Consider the following 18,678-nt stretch of genomic DNA (forward strand, 5'->3'; position numbering starts at 1 on the left):
AAAAGCTTTTTTACTTGAGGGCAAAGCCTGCAGCTGGTTTAAAAGCAGTGCAGACCTTACGCTTCGAAATTATTTCAACGAATTAATCCACGCCGCTATCTTCAGCGCATCTACCTTCGGCACCTGCGGCATCGGCGGCATTTCTGTCGCATACTCCGGCCAGTTCTGTGGCTTTGGATTCGCAATCAGTTTTAAGATCTGATCACTCGTGTATTTTCTCTTTGCAATTTCTTTATAAGCCGGTCCTACCTGGCGCTTATCAGGATTGTGACAGGCAAGACAAGTGTATTTGGCGAGCAAAGGTTTTACTTCTTCAAATGAAGGGATTTTCTTCGCAGCAGTTGCAGCATTTCCGGCATTAGTGGCATTTCCAGTTCCGACTGTTCCAGTGGCAGCTACTCCACCAGCGCCGGCTTTTCCGCCAGTTCCATTAGTTGCGGTAGTACCTTTAGTAGTTGCCGATGAACCACCAGCCTTTGCAGATGTACCAGCCGCCTTTTTCACCTTCTCTGAATTGTAAGTACTCACCTGACTCATTGCCAACTTAGCCCCCTGTGGAATATGATGCAATGTATAATACCCATTATTGTGAATCAGTGAATAAAAATGTTCCTTCTCTCTCACACCATCCAGCACGATATTATGTACATAATCCAGTCGCAGACTATCCACAATAATCCTTGCTTTCAATCCATCTTCTGATACCTTCACGCCTTTTACAGGACACTGACCAATATTCACCATAGGACTACCATACACCGCATGATACTTATACGTGAAGTTCTCTACATGATAAGACGCTACATCTTCCGCAGATTTTTTATCTACCGGCAACGTGAATTCAATCTCAAAACCATCCGGCATAGCCTTGATCGTTTTCATTTCAAACGGCATCTTTTCATTCCACACCAGTCTTTGCAAACCTTCATTCGCCTCACCGGCAGAACCCCAACCACGGTTGGTTTCACCTACAAACAAAGTATTGCCATCTTTAGCCCACGCCATTCTCAATACACCAGACTGAAATCCCTGACGGAAGTCAAAAGACACCCCCTGATATTCACCATCTACTTTCTCCATCACCACACGCATGATCTTACTCTGTCCCTGATCACCTACCAGCAACTGACCTGCAAATGGTCCAAAGCTACCTTCAGGGATCTGTACAATCTCAGAGTTGGAAATACCCTGTATACCATGTGGCAGGATCACCGCTGGCAATTGTAGATCAGGAATTTCTTTCTTTACATCCATCAACGTCACGAACTTTTCATTCACCACATTTTCTGGTTTGATATAACGACCTTCTGCATTTTTCGTGCGACGGCCATCTACCAGTGAAAAGAATTGTTTCTCTGTAACCTTTACAGGAGAATTGGGTTCCTGTGACCAGCGTAAACCTGCAGGGTGGCCGATAAAAGCACCTTTCTTCACCTGCCATACACCACCTGAACCTACCCAGTCACCCTGGTTCTCAGAGTAAAACAATTCCCCATTGATCATACCCAATCCGCAGGGAGAGCGGAAACCAGTAGCATAAGGCTCCATATGTCCATCTTCAAAAATGTGCATCATCCAGCCTCTCCATGGAACACGGCTCTCCCCTCTCCACCATTCTTCATCTCCAAAAGCAACGTTGCCGGATACAAAGAAAGATCCGTCAGGCGCTAATTTAGGACCAAAACTATATTCGTGATAATGACCGGAAAGCGGCCATGCATATACAGTTTCGTATACATCTGCCTTTCCGTCCATATTGGTATCCATCAGTTTTGTGAGTTCCCCGCGCTGTGCGCAGTACAACGCACCGTCTTTGTATACGAGGCCCAGGATCTCGTGCAGTCCACTGGCAAATTTTGTCCAGTAAGGATTACGGCTATCAGGACCATGTACCACCCAAATATCACCTCTGCGGGTCGATACACCCAGGTCTCCATTTGGCAAAACACAAAGCCCGCCTACTTCGAGCAGGATCCCTTCGGGGGCTTTCATTTTTAAGATCTTAAAATAGTCTTCTTCTTTCGGCGTTTCCTGTGCCTTTGTGACCATCGAAATTACGGCCAGCATCATACCGCAGAGCACCGCCTTTTTAAATATGTTTTTCATGTGCAGGATTCAAAAGATTAAGGAACGATTAGAAAAGAATGGCATAGCTCAGTTTACCGTGGATAGGAATGATCATTTCCTTTCCTTCGGCTGCATCACGGATAATCGGCTTTTCATTGCCGGTATCTTCCAGTTGCAGGTAATAAGCTTTGCCATCTACGATGTACAGATCTTTTGAAACAGGTTCTATTTTGCTACCTGCTACAATCTTTGCATACAATCCATCTACAGGATTTGCGACGGTTATTTCGCGATGTACACCATGACCTTCGGAGAGCACACGCACTTCATCGGTTACAGCAGTGCCATAGATCAGGTATTTGAACGTTGGGCGGTCTTTGTCATCAAGCACATAACCTTTTGGGCGATAACCGGTGCCGGTAGTATCCGTCAGCCAGGCCGCCTGCGCGTTGGCGAGTTTGGCGAGGGTAAAGGAAGGTGTGCCTAAAGTCTGCACAGTGCCACGTGGGCGGGAAGTACCATTGCCTCTGTCATGCCACATAGGGGTAGCGTCGAGGAAACCACCTCTCCATACCTGTGCCAGCAGGCCTCTATCCATATCGTAAGTGTAGTGTACCTGTTCAGGGCTACCTACGTTTACAGCATGTACAATGCGGAGGTTAGGTACGTCCATAAAGCTGCGAAGAACAGTGTTTACAGGGGCGTCTACGTAGATAGGATCTACATTGTCACGACGGTTGTTGGCCACCTGTGGTTCATTGGCTGCATCTCTTTTTTTGATGCTGATGTTCCTGAAAGCAACGGCACCATGATCACCCTGCAGGCGAAGTGGACCGGTAGCGCTTTCCGCCCCCCCTTCCATGGCGCCACGGGTAGCACCGAGGAGTTCTACATCTTCATGAATCACAGCGCCATTCAGGGTAATGAGGAGCATACGGGCATTGGCGATCTTTTTGCCATTGGCATCGAAGCGGGGCGCCTGGAAGGAAACTTTCAGGTGTTGCCAGAGGCCTGGCGCACGGCTTACATTGTAGCGGGGTGCATGGCCTTCGTAACCTTGTAGTCCCGAGGGACGGCTGTCTTCCCAGCGCTCATAAATACCGCCGTTATCGCCGGCAGTAGGGTTGGTTTTGCTCCAGCTATCAAGGAGCTGGATCTCGTACCTCCCTTCGAGATATACACCTGAGTTGGAGCCGGGAGCCATCATATAGTCCAGTTCCAGGTCTATATCTCCGTATTCGGCGTTGAAAAAGAGGTCCTGGCCCGGGTGCTTTTTGTCCGGGAGGTTCAGGAGCACACCGGTACCTGGGGAAAAGCTCAGTTCATGAGGTTTGTCTAAAGCGGCGGCAGCGTCACTGACGATGCTCCAGCTTGGACCTGGGTCATGAAAAGAGGATAAGTCCTGTAGTGGCAGACTGCCGGATTGCGCGAATGCTGGATTGACAAAAGCTGTTCCCATACCCAAAAGGCAAAGGAAGCCTATCAAAGACCGGCTAGCATGATTTTTCGATCTAAGTACCATAACGTTACGATAAAATTGCGCCAAAAGAATAAAGAATATGAAATTTTAGCGTTGAGACCTTTTGACGATTATGCAATATAGAAATTGAAATTGGGAAGTACAAGTGGTTAGGGATAGACGGAGGATAGTCTGGCTATAGTGAAGCTTTAGTGCTATAAGGGTACTATAAGGTCATCAAAAGGGCACTTCAATATCCTGGGGATATTCAGGTGCCCTTTTGGTGACCTATTGGTGATATATTGGCAGTATAGTTATACCGAAGACGCACCCTTATCAAGGTGGACTTATCCTCTTTTGAGGACCTTGGGGAAATATGTTAGAATGATGACAAGGACGAGACGCACCCTTATCAGGGTGGACTTATGCCTCTCTTATTCTTTAATAATGAGCCTATCCCCTTCCTATTCCCTAATAAAGGACAAATGAATATTCCGGTAAGAAGGTTTCGCCAACTGCACTTTCAGCTTTTTGAAAGTTTCCATTGGCCCTTTGGTAGCGAAGAGATTTACCAACCAGACAGGAATAGAACCTCCTGGGTCGGTTTCCAGTGTATAGTCAATATACACCATATTATTCTGAAGCGGGGTTAGTACCCACTTCCCATAGGAATTACTAACTCTTATAATATCTTTTTTCTCAGGCACATAATTGTGCACCACAGGGCCATCGATGGTCACTACTCTTGTCTTCGCATCCTGCGTAGCAATCAGGTGTGCTACAAAATCACGATTCGTAATCGGCCATGGCAATGCTACTTCAGAGTAGTAAAATAGTTCAGCGGGACTTACCTGTTTAAGTAAGGAGGCTGATTTTGTACTGTACACCCAATCTTTTGCCGATGAAATATCGAGAATGATGGATACTAATTGACTAAGGGTAGCTTCTACTGCAACTTTAACCCGGATGGCTTTTAAGTTGGAGTTTTCGACTGTCTTCGTGTAGATCTTAATCCCGTCCTTATTGTCTTTTAGTTTCCAGTCATTCTGGGCATAACAAAAGAGGGATAACAGCATAGCCGTGCTAATAATCATTAAACTTTTCTTCATGTCTGTGCCTTGGCCAAAAGGTTGATAGCAAAATGGCCGGGTTGCTTGCAATTTACGGATTAAATGATTCAGGGAAGTTGGGAAGGCGCTTTCCTAAGTGATAGTACTACATTTTAGCAATATTATAACACTTGTACAGGAAAGCGATTTCCCGGCTATTTAGCTGATCCGGTGGGCTTACTTCCAGCTTCATAAACTCACTGCATACACTACTCTATGGCCTGCTCCCAGCTTCATGAGCTAAAAGCATATACGATCCCGTGGCCTGCTTCCAACTTCATGAACTCACTGCATACACCACCTCATGCGCCTCTGTAATATCCGGCACCTCCAGCTTATGTACCAGCCGTTGCATAACCCCAGCCGGCACGATAGCCTCCCGCGCACTATTCTGTTTAAACAATGCTTTATACGGGACTTCAACATATATGACGATTATCTCCGCCGCATATTGTATACACAACGAAATTAATTGTTCCCTCATTGAATGTGTAATATTCGTAGCATTCCACACAAAACCCTGCTGGTTTCTCAGGTGCACCCTGGCCTGTTCTTTTGCCTCCTGAATCACCCGCCCATTACCAGATTTATCCGTTGGTGCAATCTTCATACTTACCCTGATAGCATCAAGTGAAACCACCGGCCAGTTTTTGTAATACTTTTGTACGTAAGTATCCTTCCCCGCACCTGGCAAACCACTCATGATCACCACCTTTGTTTTAGGTTGTTCAAAAGGTACATAGCTACGATCTGTACCTGCTTTTTGCAGATAATTCATCCTTGCATGTGCATTTGCAAAATAAGGCGCCTGCCCCCAACACTGTTGCTCTTTGCACAACTCTTCAAAGCATTCTATTTTATACAATAAGTCGGCCTGATCCGGACAAATTCTACCCAATACATCAGCCTTTGCGAACAACGCCAGCAAGCGCATATCTACCTGCAAAGCTGCGATGATCAAAGCTTTCACAGGATCCGATTTTTCAAACACCCACAACGGCAATCCATGAAAACGCACCTGTCTGGCAATCTGTTCCCTGATTGCAAATGGCGTAGGTATTTCTTTATACAAAATCTGCCGCGTCGTCATTTCTCCTTTACGCGCATGACCGGGAGACACCACCGATCCATCAGGCAGTATTTCCGTTGTTCCCGCTTTCTCTACATCATGCAGCAATGCAGTCGCCCACATAATTTCCTGTGTTTGTGCATCAAGTGCCTGATACGCTGGTAAACTGATCAATGCATCTGTCACCATTTGCGTATGTATCGCCACATTTCCTTCTGCATGATGTCGTGCATCCTGCGGTGTATCACGCATTCGTTTTACCCAGTCATACTGTTGTTCAAGATAATCCCATGATTTATTTTCACTGATAGTCCACATGTTGACCTCCTTCAAAATTTAATCGGGCACGACGCCAGTTGCGCGTCCAGTGCACATCTGTTTTTACGTGCCCTTTTCTTACATATTTAAATACGTGTTCAGCAAATGAAGATACCCGGTAACTACCTGCATCTCTTGTGACTACGCCTTCCATGGTGGCTGGTACACCAGTGAATGCATCGTGTGCGGCAAAGGCGCCAGGACCTTTGACAATATCCAGCAATTCACTTTCGAATGATTGTTGGGACGCAGGTGTAGTCTGTGTTTTTATCACTGGTACTACCGGCAGATCCAGCATAGCTGCATAAAAGCAGGTTTCTTCCCAACTGAGCCATTGCCCGTTTTCTCTGACTGCAAATACATAAAAATGATGATCGAGGTTGCTGTATGCGATAGAATGAATCGCATATACATTTTCCAGAAAAACTTCCAGATCCCCCAGATCGTTTTTTATTATCTGCCAGTAGCGGCGCAGACTCTCTGTCCAGGGCGATGTAGTGGGCGCTACATGAGAGCGCGCAAATACACCATGCCTGGAAAGACAATTATTTTCACCGTCCAGTTTTTCCGTATGTATAAGTGTGGGTATAGTGCTAATGTATTGCCAGTAATCATGCTGGATACGATCATCACTGGTTGTACCCGGTGAGAACGGAAAATGATAGGTACGGCCATATTTTTCTGAAATAGCCATATTAGTCAGGGTTTGGTTAAGACAAAGAATTCACAGGCCATGCCTGCAGGGGTGCAGGTGGCGGGAGCAGTGGTTAATATGCCTGTGAGATTACATGGCGCAAGGTTTGAATTGTTTTTTTTATTGGGCGCAAAGATAGACATTTTTCAGGCATGTAATTTGATTTTTTAATCGTAGAACTAAATTGTCTACAATATGAAACACAGATTCATACCATTGTTGTTGGGGATAGTATTGTGGGGCGCGAGTTGTGTGCCGCCCATCATGGACGGCCGCCAAAACCACCCAAACCACCAGGACCACCTCATGGAGCTATTCATGTAGAAACACCGGATACAACTTTCAAAACACCGGTAGTCGCAATACTATAAAAAGAATGAGCGTGTATCAAAACCTGAAGTGCTCACAAAAAGTCAGACACTTCAATTTGATACACGCTCTTATAATTCGGATACCTGGTGAAACCAGATTCCATTTATGTAATTCTCAGGAGTTTCATTGAATTATTAATACCCCTCTTAATTACTTTGTCCTGGTTTCTTCCTGTAACTGGTGGAGGATCGCATCCAGTTTTTTAGGATCTTTCATATAAGGAGAAAGATCAAATACCTCTATTTTCCTAAAATCAGTCGGCGCACTTTCACTCTGTATAGAGATCGTACCTTCTGTCAGTAAACGCCCTTCTTTCAACAGCGCAGGATCAGCACCTGTCACATTTCCACCACCTACCTGTGGTTTATTGTATACAATCACCGTATCGTTAAATACAATGTGTTTGATCACAGAGTCACCTAACACCAACGCACCTACTCTTACCCATTGCTCTCCATCATATGTTTTAGACGTACTGGTAATACAATGCTCTGTAATAAGCTTTCCATTCATCACAACATTGGTACCCGGTGTACATAAATTCGCGGTAGAACGAGGATCTTTACCATTACCACCTAACAACTGGTTTTCCAGAGAAATAGGAAAATCCTGGTTCAGACCCATGCTGGCAGCGCTTTGCCCATGCAGCATCAGCCCATTATTACGAAGTGCCCAGGCTGGGCCGCCGTTCACCTGTTCACCCACAAATCTATACTCTGCAATCAACAGATATGCAGAAAAATTCTTCCTATAAAACATGTGTCCATACAACTCTCCCCATTCTTTATATTGGTCATAGCGCACTTGAAGAATACCGTTTTCTACGCGGAAGGTATTGCCGAAATTATCATTCAGTTTATGACCTCTGATTTTAATATCCCAGTTTTTCAGATCTTTCCCATTAAAAAGTTGAATCCATCCTTTTTTAGGTTTTTGCTGGGCCGAGCAGGCGAGGGACAACAGCAGGCAGCCAACAGTCAACAGTTTTTTCATAACTCTGTTTTTGATTTTAGAAGTATTAAGATATGTCATGTTGACAATATTTCATAGGGGGTTGGCATGTTATTGGGGGCAATACTCATAAATATATTCGCATGAAAGTACTGTTTACGCTCCTCCTTTTCCTCACCTGCCATTTTACTTTTGCCCAGAATTCCTGGCAACAACCCCTGCAAAAAGTATTGTCCCAATTGGATACGGCAAAAACCTTTGGTACATGGCAAAGTAATATTAATGCACTCGAGCCTTTGGCCAAAGCACATCCCAACGAATTCCTATTACAATATTATATTGGCTGGGCATATACCCAATCCAGTTTTCAGGCCCCAAAAGGACAAGCTGAACCATTGACAGATAAAGCTGAGTCTTATGTTAAAAAAGCATTGGATATGCAGCCAACAAATACAGAAGCACTCACATTAATGGCCTACTGGTTGTCTGCAAGGATCAATGCAAGTCCTACCAGAGGTGCGACACTGGGATCTGATAGCAAAGAATATTCTGACAAAGCGATTGCAGCAGATAGTACAAATCCACGTGCTTATCTGCTAAAAGCATTGGTGGTGTACCATACGCCTGCCCTCTTTGGTGGTGGCAAAAAGAAAGCGGCGCCGCTGGTGGCAGAAGCTGGCCAGCGATTTGCGGCATTTAAACCGGATAATGCCTTAGCCCCTCATTGGGGAAATGACATCTATCAACAACTGGCCGCTGATTACAAAGACTAGCAGTCTGTGAATTTCAGTACTCAATTAAAAAAATTAATAACTACTGATTATCAACTACTTGAACCTTTAGCAACATTTTAGTATTACCAATTGTAAATGTGTTATTTATGAGCAAGTATAATCATCCTTTGAATGGTCATGGCGAACCCAGAGCCACAGCCTTATATGAACACTCCGATATACTGAATGTAAGTAAACCCGGGCGGATCGCTTCTATTGTAGGCGGTGCGCTGATGACTACCAGCGCTATCAGCCAGGTAAGCAAACATCCCATTTGTAGTTTGCTTAGACTGATTACCGGTGGTTATCTCTTATACAGAGGTATTTCAGGAAATTGCCCTATTTCCGCAGCAGCAGGCAGAAGCTCGTCTGATAAACACAATAGTGCGATCAACATTCGTACGAAATTCATTGTAGACAAGCCCCGTTTTGAAGTGTACAGTTTCTGGCGTGCTGTAGAAAACCTACCGCATTTTATGCGTCATCTTGCGGTTGTAACCGAAAAAGATAGTCATCATTCACACTGGGTAGCTACCGGCCCTGGCAAACTCGGCACCATAGAGTGGGATGCAGAGATTATTAAAGATGAACCCGGTGCTATGATCGGATGGCGTTCTGCTCCGGGATCAGACCTGGTAACTGCGGGCAAGATCACATTTAATGATGCGATCAGTGGCGGTACCGAAATGGAAGTGATCATAACCTATCGCCCACCAGCTGGCTATGTAGGTACAGGACTGGCGTGGATACTGAATCCTGCGTTTGAAAACATGATCAGAAAAGATATTCTGAGATTTAAAAACTATGTGGAAACAGGAGAAATTACGGCACTGTAATGCCGGGTTTCACATAATTTTCACATTCAACTGGCTGTGTCTGGCCTGATATTTGGCACACTATACATGCATTTTGTTTAACCTTATAAACTACTATTTTTATGAGCACAATGAAGTTAATATACGGCGCATTAGCAGGATTGGCAGCAGGAGTTGCAATCGGAATATTGACAGCACCAGAAAGTGGTGAAGAAACAAGGAAAAAGATCAGAAGGTCAGCTCATGATGTGAATAATCGGTTCAGACGTATAGTTGGAAAAGGTGCGGATGGCTTGTCAGAGCTGAAATTTATCTTCGAAAACGAGACGACCGGCTTGAAAGATGATGTAAAGGAACGTGTACTGAAGATCATAGATGAAAGCAATCAATCTTATACAAAATTTAAGAAAGAGGCGCTTTCCTAAGAGCACATAAACGGATGGCCACGCGAATAAAATAAAAAGGTCCTGCTGAGTGAGCAGGACCTTTTTATTTTATAGCAAGTAAAGATTATTTTATGGAAAATAAACGAGTGAACTTTTTTTATTCCGCTAATAATGAATTCACGAGTGCATTAAATTCCTTCTTAAACGCCTCATAGTGCTCTCCCGTACCAGGACCGGAAAAACCAGTATGCACTTCCTTCACATTTCCTTTCTTATCTATAAAAATAGTCGTCGGGAAACCTTTGATTCCCGTCAACTGTGGCAATGTCTTTTCTGCTTTTTGCGGATCCCCAGGTGTTACACCTGTAATCAATACAGGATAAGTCACATCGAATCTTCTCAGAAATCCTGCAAGGGATTTCTGAGATGTTGCAAAATCAGTCGTTCTTTCATAAGAAAGACCAATTACTTCTACCCCACGGGCTTTATTTTCCTTGTACCACGTACTTAAGAAACCGGTTTCATCCATACAGTTTGGACACCAGCTACCCATCAATGTGATCACCACTACTTTGCCTGCAAAACGCTGATCATTGATGCTTACTTTTTTACCATTCATATCAGGGAAGGCAAAATCGAGGCGGTTATTCCCCGGTTTGGTAGTCGCCAGTGAACGTTCATCAGGCAATGCAGCTTTATCATCTTTGCGGGCTACCCATTGTTCTTTACCTGCGCCAATGCCGGCATAGAAGGTGCCATTTTCAAGATAACCGTCTTTTACCAATGCCGTAAAGTAGTAAGCATGAGAACCATCGAAAGTAGAGAGTTTCAGACTATCCCCGTCTACAATGCCTTCCAGGAAACGGTAGTCGCCTGTAGACGTGAGGAAGGTTCCCGTTACTTTGCTGCCGGTTTGTTTAAATTCACCAACAGCATAAGATGAATCTGGTTTATTAGCGTTAAAGAACCAGGTAGCATAGCGACCGGTTACATTGAGTGCAGGAGGTGATTGTGCATGAAAGCGTTCTTTCACATTGTGTGCAGCAGTGAATGGAATCGTCACCTCTCCGGTGGGCAGATGACGCACCCATAATCCTTCCAAACCGCCATTACTGGTAACAGCTTTGAATTCAGAATCGAAGAACGGCATTTTGATGAATACAGAATCACCTTTCAGTTTTACATCGTCTACGAGCATGCGATCCTTCGCATTGAGGATATAGATCACTTTCTTATGCGCACTGTCCTTCACTTCAAAGTTAAACACGATATCTGCGCCATCTGCACGATGCAGGCTACCTTTCCAGGTACCGGCAGGCAGGTTCCCTTTTTCCAGGCTTTTACCGAACATAAATGCTGGCAGTAATGCCAGTAACCAACAATGCTTAAGCATGAGTATAGTCTATTAGTTTTGTGGGGTAAAGATAGGAAATTAATACCGCGCACCAAAAAGCATGCTGCCTATACGGACCATGGTACTACCTTCTTCGAGCGCGATGGTGTAATCGCCGGACATGCCAATGGAAAGTTCTGTGAGCGCCTCCCCTTCTGGTGCAAAGGTAGCTTTAAGCTGTGTTTGCAGCCCTTTTAAGTGCCTGAATTCAGCTCTTACCTGATCGGGTTTATCAGTGTTGGTAGCCATGCCCATGAAGCCGGCAATCAGGATATTTTTGAATTTATCTGCCTGTGCTTTCCATTGCGTGAGTAGGTCGGTGAGTTCCTTCTCGTCCAGGCCGAATTTGGTCTCTTCTTCGGCAATGTGCACCTGGAGAAGGCAACGGATGGTACGATTATTTTTAGCTGCCTGTTTATTGATTTCTTCCAGCAGGCGCAGACTGTCAACTGCGTGGATCATGGAAACGAAGGGAGCGATGTATTTTACCTTGTTCGATTGGAGGTGGCCAATGAAATGCCATTCAATATCGTTTGGCAGTACAGGGTGTTTTTCCTGCAACTCCTGTACATAGTTTTCGCCAAAAATACGCTGACCGGCGTCATACAGTGCTTGTATGTCGGAGGCTGGTTTTACTTTGGAAACCGCGACGAGTTTAGCCTTATGAGGGGCCAGTTCGCCGATGATCTTGTTATAAGCGGGTAAATTTACTGACATGCCGCAAAGGTAGTAATTGTGGCCTGTGGTGGCAAGGGGGAATTCTTTTGGGTTCTTAACTTGGGGTGGGACTTAGTCAATATGGCTGGCATGAGGATGATGACTCGTCATATCGGTATTATCCAATGGCGGCGTGGAATCATCCAATCCACTGAAATCGGGTCCGCTATTGTCAGGTACCGTATTATCTATAAAGGTTCCTCCATCGATATCGCCGTCTTCCTTCCCTCCTTTTCCTTTCTTCTTACCTATAGCTGTATTCAGTGATACCAAAGCAATCATAAATGCCACTGCCGCCGCTGAAGGTGCGATAAATATAAAAGGAACGGAAATAACAATCGCAAGCACTGTTATTATCAGGAAATGGGTGAAATCGTTGGAGGAATCTTGTTTATTAGACATAAAATTGGGTTTTAGCCGAGTATACTGCGCCCGATCACGATCCGCTGCACCTCACTGGTACCTTCATAGATCTGTGTGATCTTGGCATCCCTCATCAGTCGTTCTACATGATACTCTTTCACATAGCCATATCCACCATGTACCTGCACTGCCTCTGTCGTAACCCACATCGCTGTTTCCGAGGCAAACACTTTCGCCATCGAGCCGCTGAGGGTATAATCTTTATGTTGATCTTTTTCCCAGGCTGCCCTGAAACACAGCAACCGCGATGCTTCTATACGGGTAGCCATATCCGCCAGTTTAAACTGGATCGCCTGATGTTGACTGATTTCTTTACCGAAAGCCTTGCGTTGTTTGGAGTAGTTGACTGCTAGTTCGTAAGCGCCGGAAGCGATACCCAATGCCTGGGAAGCAATGCCGATACGGCCACCCGCCAGTGTTTTCATGGCGAACTTAAAACCGAATCCATCTTCCCCTATCCTGTTCTGCTTAGGTACTTTTACGTCCTGGAACATAATGCTGTGGGTATCGCTACCCCTGATTCCCATTTTATTTTCCTTGGCCCCTACTGTGACACCGGGACTGTTCTTTTCTACGATCAGGGCATTGATGCCTTTGCTGCTTTTGCCAGGGTGGGTCTGAGCGATTACAAGGTACACACTTGCACTGCTACCATTCGTGATCCAGTTTTTCGTACCATTGAGGAGGTAAAAATCGCCCTTATCTTCAGCAGTGGTACGCTGTGAGGTGGCATCGGAGCCAGCTTCAGGCTCGCTGAGTAAAAATGCACCGGTGATTTCACCTGTGGCAAGGGGTACCAGGTACTGCTGTTTCTGCTCTTCTGTACCATACTGCTCCAGGCCCCAGCAGACTAATGAATTATTTACGCTCATACATACAGAGGTGGAAGCATCAATTTTGGAGATCTCTTCCATAGCCAGTACATAGGAGATCGTATCCAGGCCGGCACCTCCATATTTTGGATCTACCATCATTCCGAGAAATCCCAACTCTCCCAGTTTTTTGATCTGCGCTGCGGGGTATATTTGTTTCTCATCTCTTTCTATGACGCCTGGTAAAAGTTCATTTTGTGCGAAGTCCCGGGCTGCCTTTTGAATCATCAGGTGCTCTTCAGTGAGTTGAAAGTCCATGGAATTTACGTTTTGTTGGAGTTATTGATATAAACGAATTTATTGTTTTTATACTTCTGAATTCCACATTTAGTCTTTATCCATTTTTATCATGAAAATATTAAAGATTATTTGAAGATAGCTGTCCCTTATTGGAATTATTGTATGTTTTCACGCAGGTATGTATATACCTCCACAGTGTAACCGGCCGCCCGTTCATTTAAAAACCATTAGCTTGCTAAACAGGAATAACATCCTTTTATGAAAAATATTAAGATCATTGAGGTGAAATCAGAAATTGGCGCGGGAACACGTGGCGCCAGCCTGGGTGTGGAAGCGATCAAGATAGCTGCACTGGACTTTATGAGCAACTTTTTTGTGCATTTCCCTACTGAAACAATTGAGACAGAAAATAAGCTGCTGTTTGAACCGATAGAATCCCCTTATGCGAAAAGGATTAAAGGTACCCTGACGTTGTATGAAAGGATCAGTAAGAGTGTGTGTGAAACAGTGAAGGCGAATTGGTTTCCGGTTGTTTTATCAGGAGATCATAGTACGGCGGGAGCTACCATTGCAGGGTTGAAGATGGCGAGGCCGAAGGCGAAGATAGGAGCGATCTGGATTGACGCGCATGCGGATTTACATACGCCGTATACGACGCCTTCAGGGAATATGCATGGGATGCCGGTGGCAATTTCAATTGCGGAAGATAATCTGGAATGTAAGGTGCATGATCTGGATGATAATACAATAAAACAATGGGAGGCGCTTAAAAATATTGGTGGGATTGCGCCGAAAGTATTGCCGGAGGATATTGTGTTTATTTCATTACGTGACTATGAGAAGGAGGAAGAGGCGTTGATAAAGCAGTATGGGATGAAGGTGATAACTACCAATGAAGTGAGGAGAAAGGGTGCGGAGCAGGTGGCGAGAGCGGTGTTCAGGTATTTGAGTGATTGCGAGTATATATATGTGTCGTTTGATGTGGATAGCTTGGATAGTTCTATTTCAAAAGGAACTGGTACACCGGTAACGAATGGACTAAGAGAGAGAGAAGTAGAGGATTTGATAGCGAAGTTTATGCAGCATAGGAAGATATGTTGTTTTGAGATAACGGAAGTGAATCCAACGTTGGATAAAGAGAATTTAATGGCGGAGATTGCCTTTAATATATTGCAGCGAAGTGTAAATGTGTTGTTGATGAATTAGCCCAAAAAAGGCGTTTACCTGCGGTAAACGCCTTTTTTGGGCGTGCAAGGGATTATTTTTTGACAGAGGCAAAAAATAATCCCTTGCGTATTTATCGCGGATTCGTATGCTTCATTCTGATCAGGTTCGCCACCAACCCGGTCCAACCCGTCTGGTGCGCAGCACCCAGCCCTTTCCCACTATCTCCATGAAAATATTCATGAAATTGTATCAAATCAGCAAAATGCGGATCGCTCTGCAATTTCTCATTATTCCCAAACACCGGCCTGCGCCCATGTTCATCCTTCCTGAATATCTTTAATAACCGATCCGCCAGCAAGGTACCCACTTCCTTCAATGAATAATAACAACCGGAAGCTGTCGGATATTCTATCCTGAAATCATCTGTATAGAAATAGTGAAACTTACGCAAACTCTCTATCAAGAGGAAATTCATCTGTATCCACACAGGCCCCCGCCAGTTAGAATTACCTCCATAAGTGATCGTATCACTTTCTCCCGGTACATATTTTACGATTAATTCTGTTCCATCTTCATACAGCCGATAAGGATCCGCCTCATATTTTTTAGACAAAGACCTTATCCCATACTCACTCAAAAACTCTGTTTCATCCAGCATCCTGTACAACAACCGCTTCATCCGATGCCCACGCAATAAACTCAGCAAATGTTTATTCTCCTTCCCCTCTTCATACCACCTTGACACCAGCTGTGCCAGATCTGGCCTATGCCGCAAAAACCAGGACATGCGTTCCGCAAAAACAGGATTATTTGCCAACGCCTCTTTTGAAATTACTTCTACCGCACAAAGTGGAATCAATCCCACCATACTTCTGAACTTCAACTTCACAATACGATTATCCGGCGCCCGTAACTGATCATAAAAGAACTCATCTTCCTCATCCCACAATCCACTATTCCCCGTACCCATACTCGCCATCGCACCAGCTATGTACATAAAATGCTCAAAAAACTTCGTCGCCATCCCATTGTACACCTTATTATGATTACACAATTCTAATGAAATGTGCAACATATTCAAGGCATACGTTGCCATCCAACTGGTCGCATCTGCCTGCTCTTCCCGAATACCATTCGGCAATGGCAGACTTCTGTCAAACGCACCTATATTATCCAATCCCAGGAAACCTCCTTCAAAAATATTACTTCCACTACTATCTTTCCTGTTCACCCACCACGTGAAATTGATGAGTAATTTATGAAACAACGCTTCGAGAAAATGATAATCCTTCTCCCCCTTTATCGCCGCATCCTGCTTGAATACACGGTATACCGCGCCTGCATGTACAGGTGGATTCACATCTCCAAATGCCCACTCATATGCAGGAAACTCTCCTGAAGGATGCATGTACCACTCCTCAGTCAACAACAATAATTGTTGCTTTGCAAAATCCGGATCCACCATCGCCAGTGTCACACAATGGAAAGCCAGATCCCACGCCGCATACCAGGGGAACTCCCATTTATCAGGTACGGAAATGATATCTTCATTAACAAGATGCTTCCATTCTTTATTGCGGCCATTCCAGCGTTCCGCAGGCGGTGCCGGTTGTGATGGATCGCCTTCCAGCCAGCGCTGTACTTTATAATAGTAGAACTGTTTATTCCACAGCATACCTGCTAATGCCTGACGCTGTATCAGCCTTTCATCTTCATCCTTAATCTCTGCCTGCAATTCTTCATAGTATGCATTTGCATCTGCAATCTTCGCCGCAAAGAGATCATCAAAACCTGCAAAAGGTTGCTCCTTGGCCTTATCAGTTAATCTTAATTTAATAGTATGAGAACCATGTGCAGGCACAGAAATATCATAATGCACCGCAGCCTTCGTACCTTTTTTATCAGGATTTACAGAAGATGCACCATGCAGGATATAATCATTGATCCCATCCTTTGCATAAGGTGTGATGGAATCTATATTATACAATCTTTTATTGTTGGATTCATTTTCACAAAACAGCATTTCCTGCCCTCCTTCCTGATACAGGTACTGCATCTGCAATTTCTCATGATCGAACCGGATAGTAGTAGCATCCTCCTGCCACAAAGCAGGTTTATAAGGTCTGCGCCCCCACACCCATGTATTGCGGAACCACACAGTAGGTAATACTGTCAAAGGCGCGTCCTCATTACTTCTGTTATGAATCGTGATTTTGACAAGCACATCATCCATATCCTCCTTTGCATATTCTATGAAGATGTCAAAGTATTTATCTTCATTAAAAAGCCCGGTATCAATCAGCTCATACTCCTCTTCCACCTTGCTCCTCCGGGCATTCTCCTGTATCAGTTGTTGGTAAGGATATTCCTGCTGTACATATTTATACAGCATTTTCATATAGGAGTGTGTGGGTGTTGCATCCAGGTAGTAATAGAGCTCCTTTACATCCTCCCCATGATTCCCCTCTGCATTGTTCAGTCCGAAGTAGCGTTCTTTCAGAATAGGGTCTTTCTTATTCCAGAAAGCGAGTGAAAAACACAAGTGCTGTCTTTCATCGCAAATACCCCCAATTCCTTCCTCCCCCCATCTCCACGCTTTACTCCTCGCCATATCATGCGTCGTATAATCCCATGAACTGCCGCTACCGCTATAATCTTCGCGTACAGTTCCCCATTGTCTGTCACTCACATAAGATCCCCATTTCTTCCAGCCTTGTATCTGAAGGCGTTGTTGTTCCTGATTCATCGTATGCTGCTTTTAATCAGTGAATGTGGAAGTAGGCCACCAGCCATCCCACCACTTCACTATAACTACGTATTCCTTTTTCCTGTTTATTAGCCTTCAGGTACTGATCATAAATCATAGAAGTATAATCATCTACCGGGCTGCTGTATCTGCGATAGAAATTCTTTAACTGATGGTAATCTTCATGCACACCAGGTACGGCTTTCTGCCACAAATTCTTCGCCATGGTCGTATCCTGCCAGCGCAACTGCCTGATACTGTACATAAACATCTCGAAATTAGCCGCGTATCTGAACCGAACATCCTTTGCATGACCTGCTACGAGGTAACCGATAAAATTAGCCTCTTCTTCCGCCCCATATCCCAATTGATGTGCCACTTCATGACAGATCGTAAATGGATGCATAAAACCCGGCGTAGTAACGTTTACCTGAGCTTCGCCGGTAAAGGGATTGAGATAGCCCCCTACATTCATATAATTCATCCAGGTTCCATACAGGGAAGTCTTGAGACAGGGATGCGTATATTTCAGCACCGGCCATTGTTTTGCCGCCTGATCATAGGCGACTACAGCCCGCTGAAAGAGCTGTGCGCTGTCCGCGCCCGGGCGTGTGGCGTTGAGTGTATCCCCCATTTCTATCCTGTTGGCATTTACCTGTTGCAACAGGGTATCTGCCAGTTTGTACAATTGCTCCGTACCGTACTCATTCACTTGTAGTTGCATATCTTTCTCCAGGGAGTAGCGGTCATAGTTAAAACCCCACAATACCAGAAAAGCCAGATATAATGTCAAAACAGCACTTATTCCCTTCAGAAAGTATAAAAAACTTTCCTTCCATTGGGTTTTGATCAGTTTATAACATAATTTTAACAAATAAATGCTACCTGTTATAACCCAGGCGGCATAAATTACGTCGCCAACACTAAAGAGTATGGATCCCAATGCCACCCTTAATAAGTTACTTATCCAAAAGTAGAACCTATGAAAATACCACCCTTCAAAATGATGGCTGAATGCGAGCAGCCCCTTCAAAATGATGATGCACAATATTGTTACCAAAATACGTACTCCTGTGTGCCTTATCTTTGTAATTGTATCCATACTAA

Annotated in this window: 17 protein-coding genes; 5 read left to right on the forward strand and 12 right to left on the reverse strand. The window is 44.5% G+C overall.

Going from position 1 to position 18,678, the window contains the following annotated elements; translation table 11 throughout:
- Positions 1-69: 69 nt before the first annotated feature.
- From QQL36_RS32340 to QQL36_RS32360, 5 genes are all read right to left on the reverse strand, one after another.
- On the reverse strand, positions 70-2,106 hold the full coding sequence (locus tag QQL36_RS32340; RefSeq protein ID WP_321568096.1) for a hypothetical protein: 2,037 nt from the start codon (positions 2,104-2,106) through the stop codon (positions 70-72).
- 28 nt (positions 2,107-2,134) lie between these two features.
- Complete coding sequence (locus tag QQL36_RS32345; protein WP_321568097.1) at positions 2,135-3,526, reverse strand: DUF1080 domain-containing protein; 1,392 nt, start codon at positions 3,524-3,526, stop codon at positions 2,135-2,137.
- A 464-nt stretch (positions 3,527-3,990) separates the two neighbouring features.
- Complete coding sequence (locus QQL36_RS32350; RefSeq protein ID WP_083725546.1) at positions 3,991-4,635, reverse strand: START domain-containing protein; 645 nt, start codon at positions 4,633-4,635, stop codon at positions 3,991-3,993.
- A 277-nt stretch (positions 4,636-4,912) separates the two neighbouring features.
- Positions 4,913-6,022, reverse strand: a complete 1,110-nt coding sequence (locus QQL36_RS32355; protein WP_083725544.1) for an AAA family ATPase — start codon at positions 6,020-6,022, stop codon at positions 4,913-4,915.
- Complete coding sequence (locus QQL36_RS32360) at positions 6,006-6,716, reverse strand: RNA ligase family protein (protein ID WP_321568098.1); 711 nt, start codon at positions 6,714-6,716, stop codon at positions 6,006-6,008. Before QQL36_RS32360 ends, QQL36_RS32355 begins: the two co-directional genes overlap by 17 nt.
- A gap of 195 nt (positions 6,717-6,911) precedes the next feature.
- Here QQL36_RS32360 and QQL36_RS32365 point away from each other — a divergent pair, with 195 nt between their 5' ends.
- A complete protein-coding gene (locus QQL36_RS32365) occupies positions 6,912-7,040 on the forward strand; it encodes a hypothetical protein (RefSeq protein ID WP_321568099.1) in 129 nt (42 codons plus the stop codon).
- A 198-nt stretch (positions 7,041-7,238) separates the two neighbouring features.
- Here QQL36_RS32365 and QQL36_RS32370 read toward each other — a convergent pair whose 3' ends face one another.
- Positions 7,239-8,081 carry a DUF1080 domain-containing protein gene (locus QQL36_RS32370; protein ID WP_321568100.1) on the reverse strand — a complete coding sequence of 281 codons (843 nt, stop codon included), beginning with the start codon at positions 8,079-8,081 and terminating at the stop codon, positions 7,239-7,241.
- Positions 8,082-8,182: 101 nt separating this feature from the next.
- Here QQL36_RS32370 and QQL36_RS32375 point away from each other — a divergent pair, with 101 nt between their 5' ends.
- The 3 genes from QQL36_RS32375 to QQL36_RS32385 all read left to right on the forward strand — a co-directional run bounded on the left by QQL36_RS32375 (position 8,183) and on the right by QQL36_RS32385 (position 10,052).
- A complete protein-coding gene (locus QQL36_RS32375) occupies positions 8,183-8,812 on the forward strand; it encodes a hypothetical protein (RefSeq protein WP_321568101.1) in 630 nt (209 codons plus the stop codon).
- 107 nt (positions 8,813-8,919) lie between these two features.
- A complete protein-coding gene (locus QQL36_RS32380) occupies positions 8,920-9,648 on the forward strand; it encodes an SRPBCC family protein (protein WP_321568102.1) in 729 nt (242 codons plus the stop codon).
- Between the two features lie 101 nt (positions 9,649-9,749).
- Complete coding sequence (locus QQL36_RS32385; RefSeq protein WP_083725536.1) at positions 9,750-10,052, forward strand: YtxH domain-containing protein; 303 nt, start codon at positions 9,750-9,752, stop codon at positions 10,050-10,052.
- A 118-nt stretch (positions 10,053-10,170) separates the two neighbouring features.
- Here the strand turns inward: QQL36_RS32385 and QQL36_RS32390 are convergent, their stop codons facing one another.
- The 4 genes from QQL36_RS32390 to QQL36_RS32405 form a co-directional block, all read right to left on the reverse strand.
- Positions 10,171-11,406, reverse strand: a complete 1,236-nt coding sequence (locus tag QQL36_RS32390; protein ID WP_321568103.1) for a TlpA disulfide reductase family protein — start codon at positions 11,404-11,406, stop codon at positions 10,171-10,173.
- A 39-nt stretch (positions 11,407-11,445) separates the two neighbouring features.
- Positions 11,446-12,123 carry a YggS family pyridoxal phosphate-dependent enzyme gene (locus tag QQL36_RS32395; protein ID WP_083725532.1) on the reverse strand — a complete coding sequence of 226 codons (678 nt, stop codon included), beginning with the start codon at positions 12,121-12,123 and terminating at the stop codon, positions 11,446-11,448.
- Positions 12,124-12,195: 72 nt separating this feature from the next.
- Positions 12,196-12,525, reverse strand: a complete 330-nt coding sequence (locus QQL36_RS32400) for a hypothetical protein (RefSeq protein WP_083725530.1) — start codon at positions 12,523-12,525, stop codon at positions 12,196-12,198.
- 11 nt (positions 12,526-12,536) lie between these two features.
- Positions 12,537-13,676, reverse strand: coding sequence for an acyl-CoA dehydrogenase (locus QQL36_RS32405; protein ID WP_083725528.1), 1,140 nt, complete (start codon positions 13,674-13,676; stop codon positions 12,537-12,539).
- Positions 13,677-13,916: 240 nt separating this feature from the next.
- Here QQL36_RS32405 and QQL36_RS32410 point away from each other — a divergent pair, with 240 nt between their 5' ends.
- Positions 13,917-14,864 carry an arginase gene (locus QQL36_RS32410; RefSeq protein WP_083725526.1) on the forward strand — a complete coding sequence of 316 codons (948 nt, stop codon included), beginning with the start codon at positions 13,917-13,919 and terminating at the stop codon, positions 14,862-14,864.
- A 91-nt stretch (positions 14,865-14,955) separates the two neighbouring features.
- On the opposite strand, the gene QQL36_RS32415 is transcribed toward QQL36_RS32410, so the two are convergent.
- Together QQL36_RS32415 and QQL36_RS32420 are read right to left on the reverse strand one after the other, a co-directional pair.
- Positions 14,956-17,571: an MGH1-like glycoside hydrolase domain-containing protein gene (locus tag QQL36_RS32415; RefSeq protein WP_321568104.1), complete on the reverse strand. Its 2,616-nt coding sequence runs from the start codon at positions 17,569-17,571 to the stop codon at positions 14,956-14,958.
- 16 nt (positions 17,572-17,587) lie between these two features.
- Complete coding sequence (locus tag QQL36_RS32420) at positions 17,588-18,673, reverse strand: DUF3810 domain-containing protein (RefSeq protein ID WP_321568105.1); 1,086 nt, start codon at positions 18,671-18,673, stop codon at positions 17,588-17,590.
- Positions 18,674-18,678: the final 5 nt, after the last annotated feature.

Origin of the sequence: Chitinophaga sp. LS1, assembly GCF_034274695.1 — a bacterium.
Lineage (GTDB): Bacteria > Bacteroidota > Bacteroidia > Chitinophagales > Chitinophagaceae > Chitinophaga.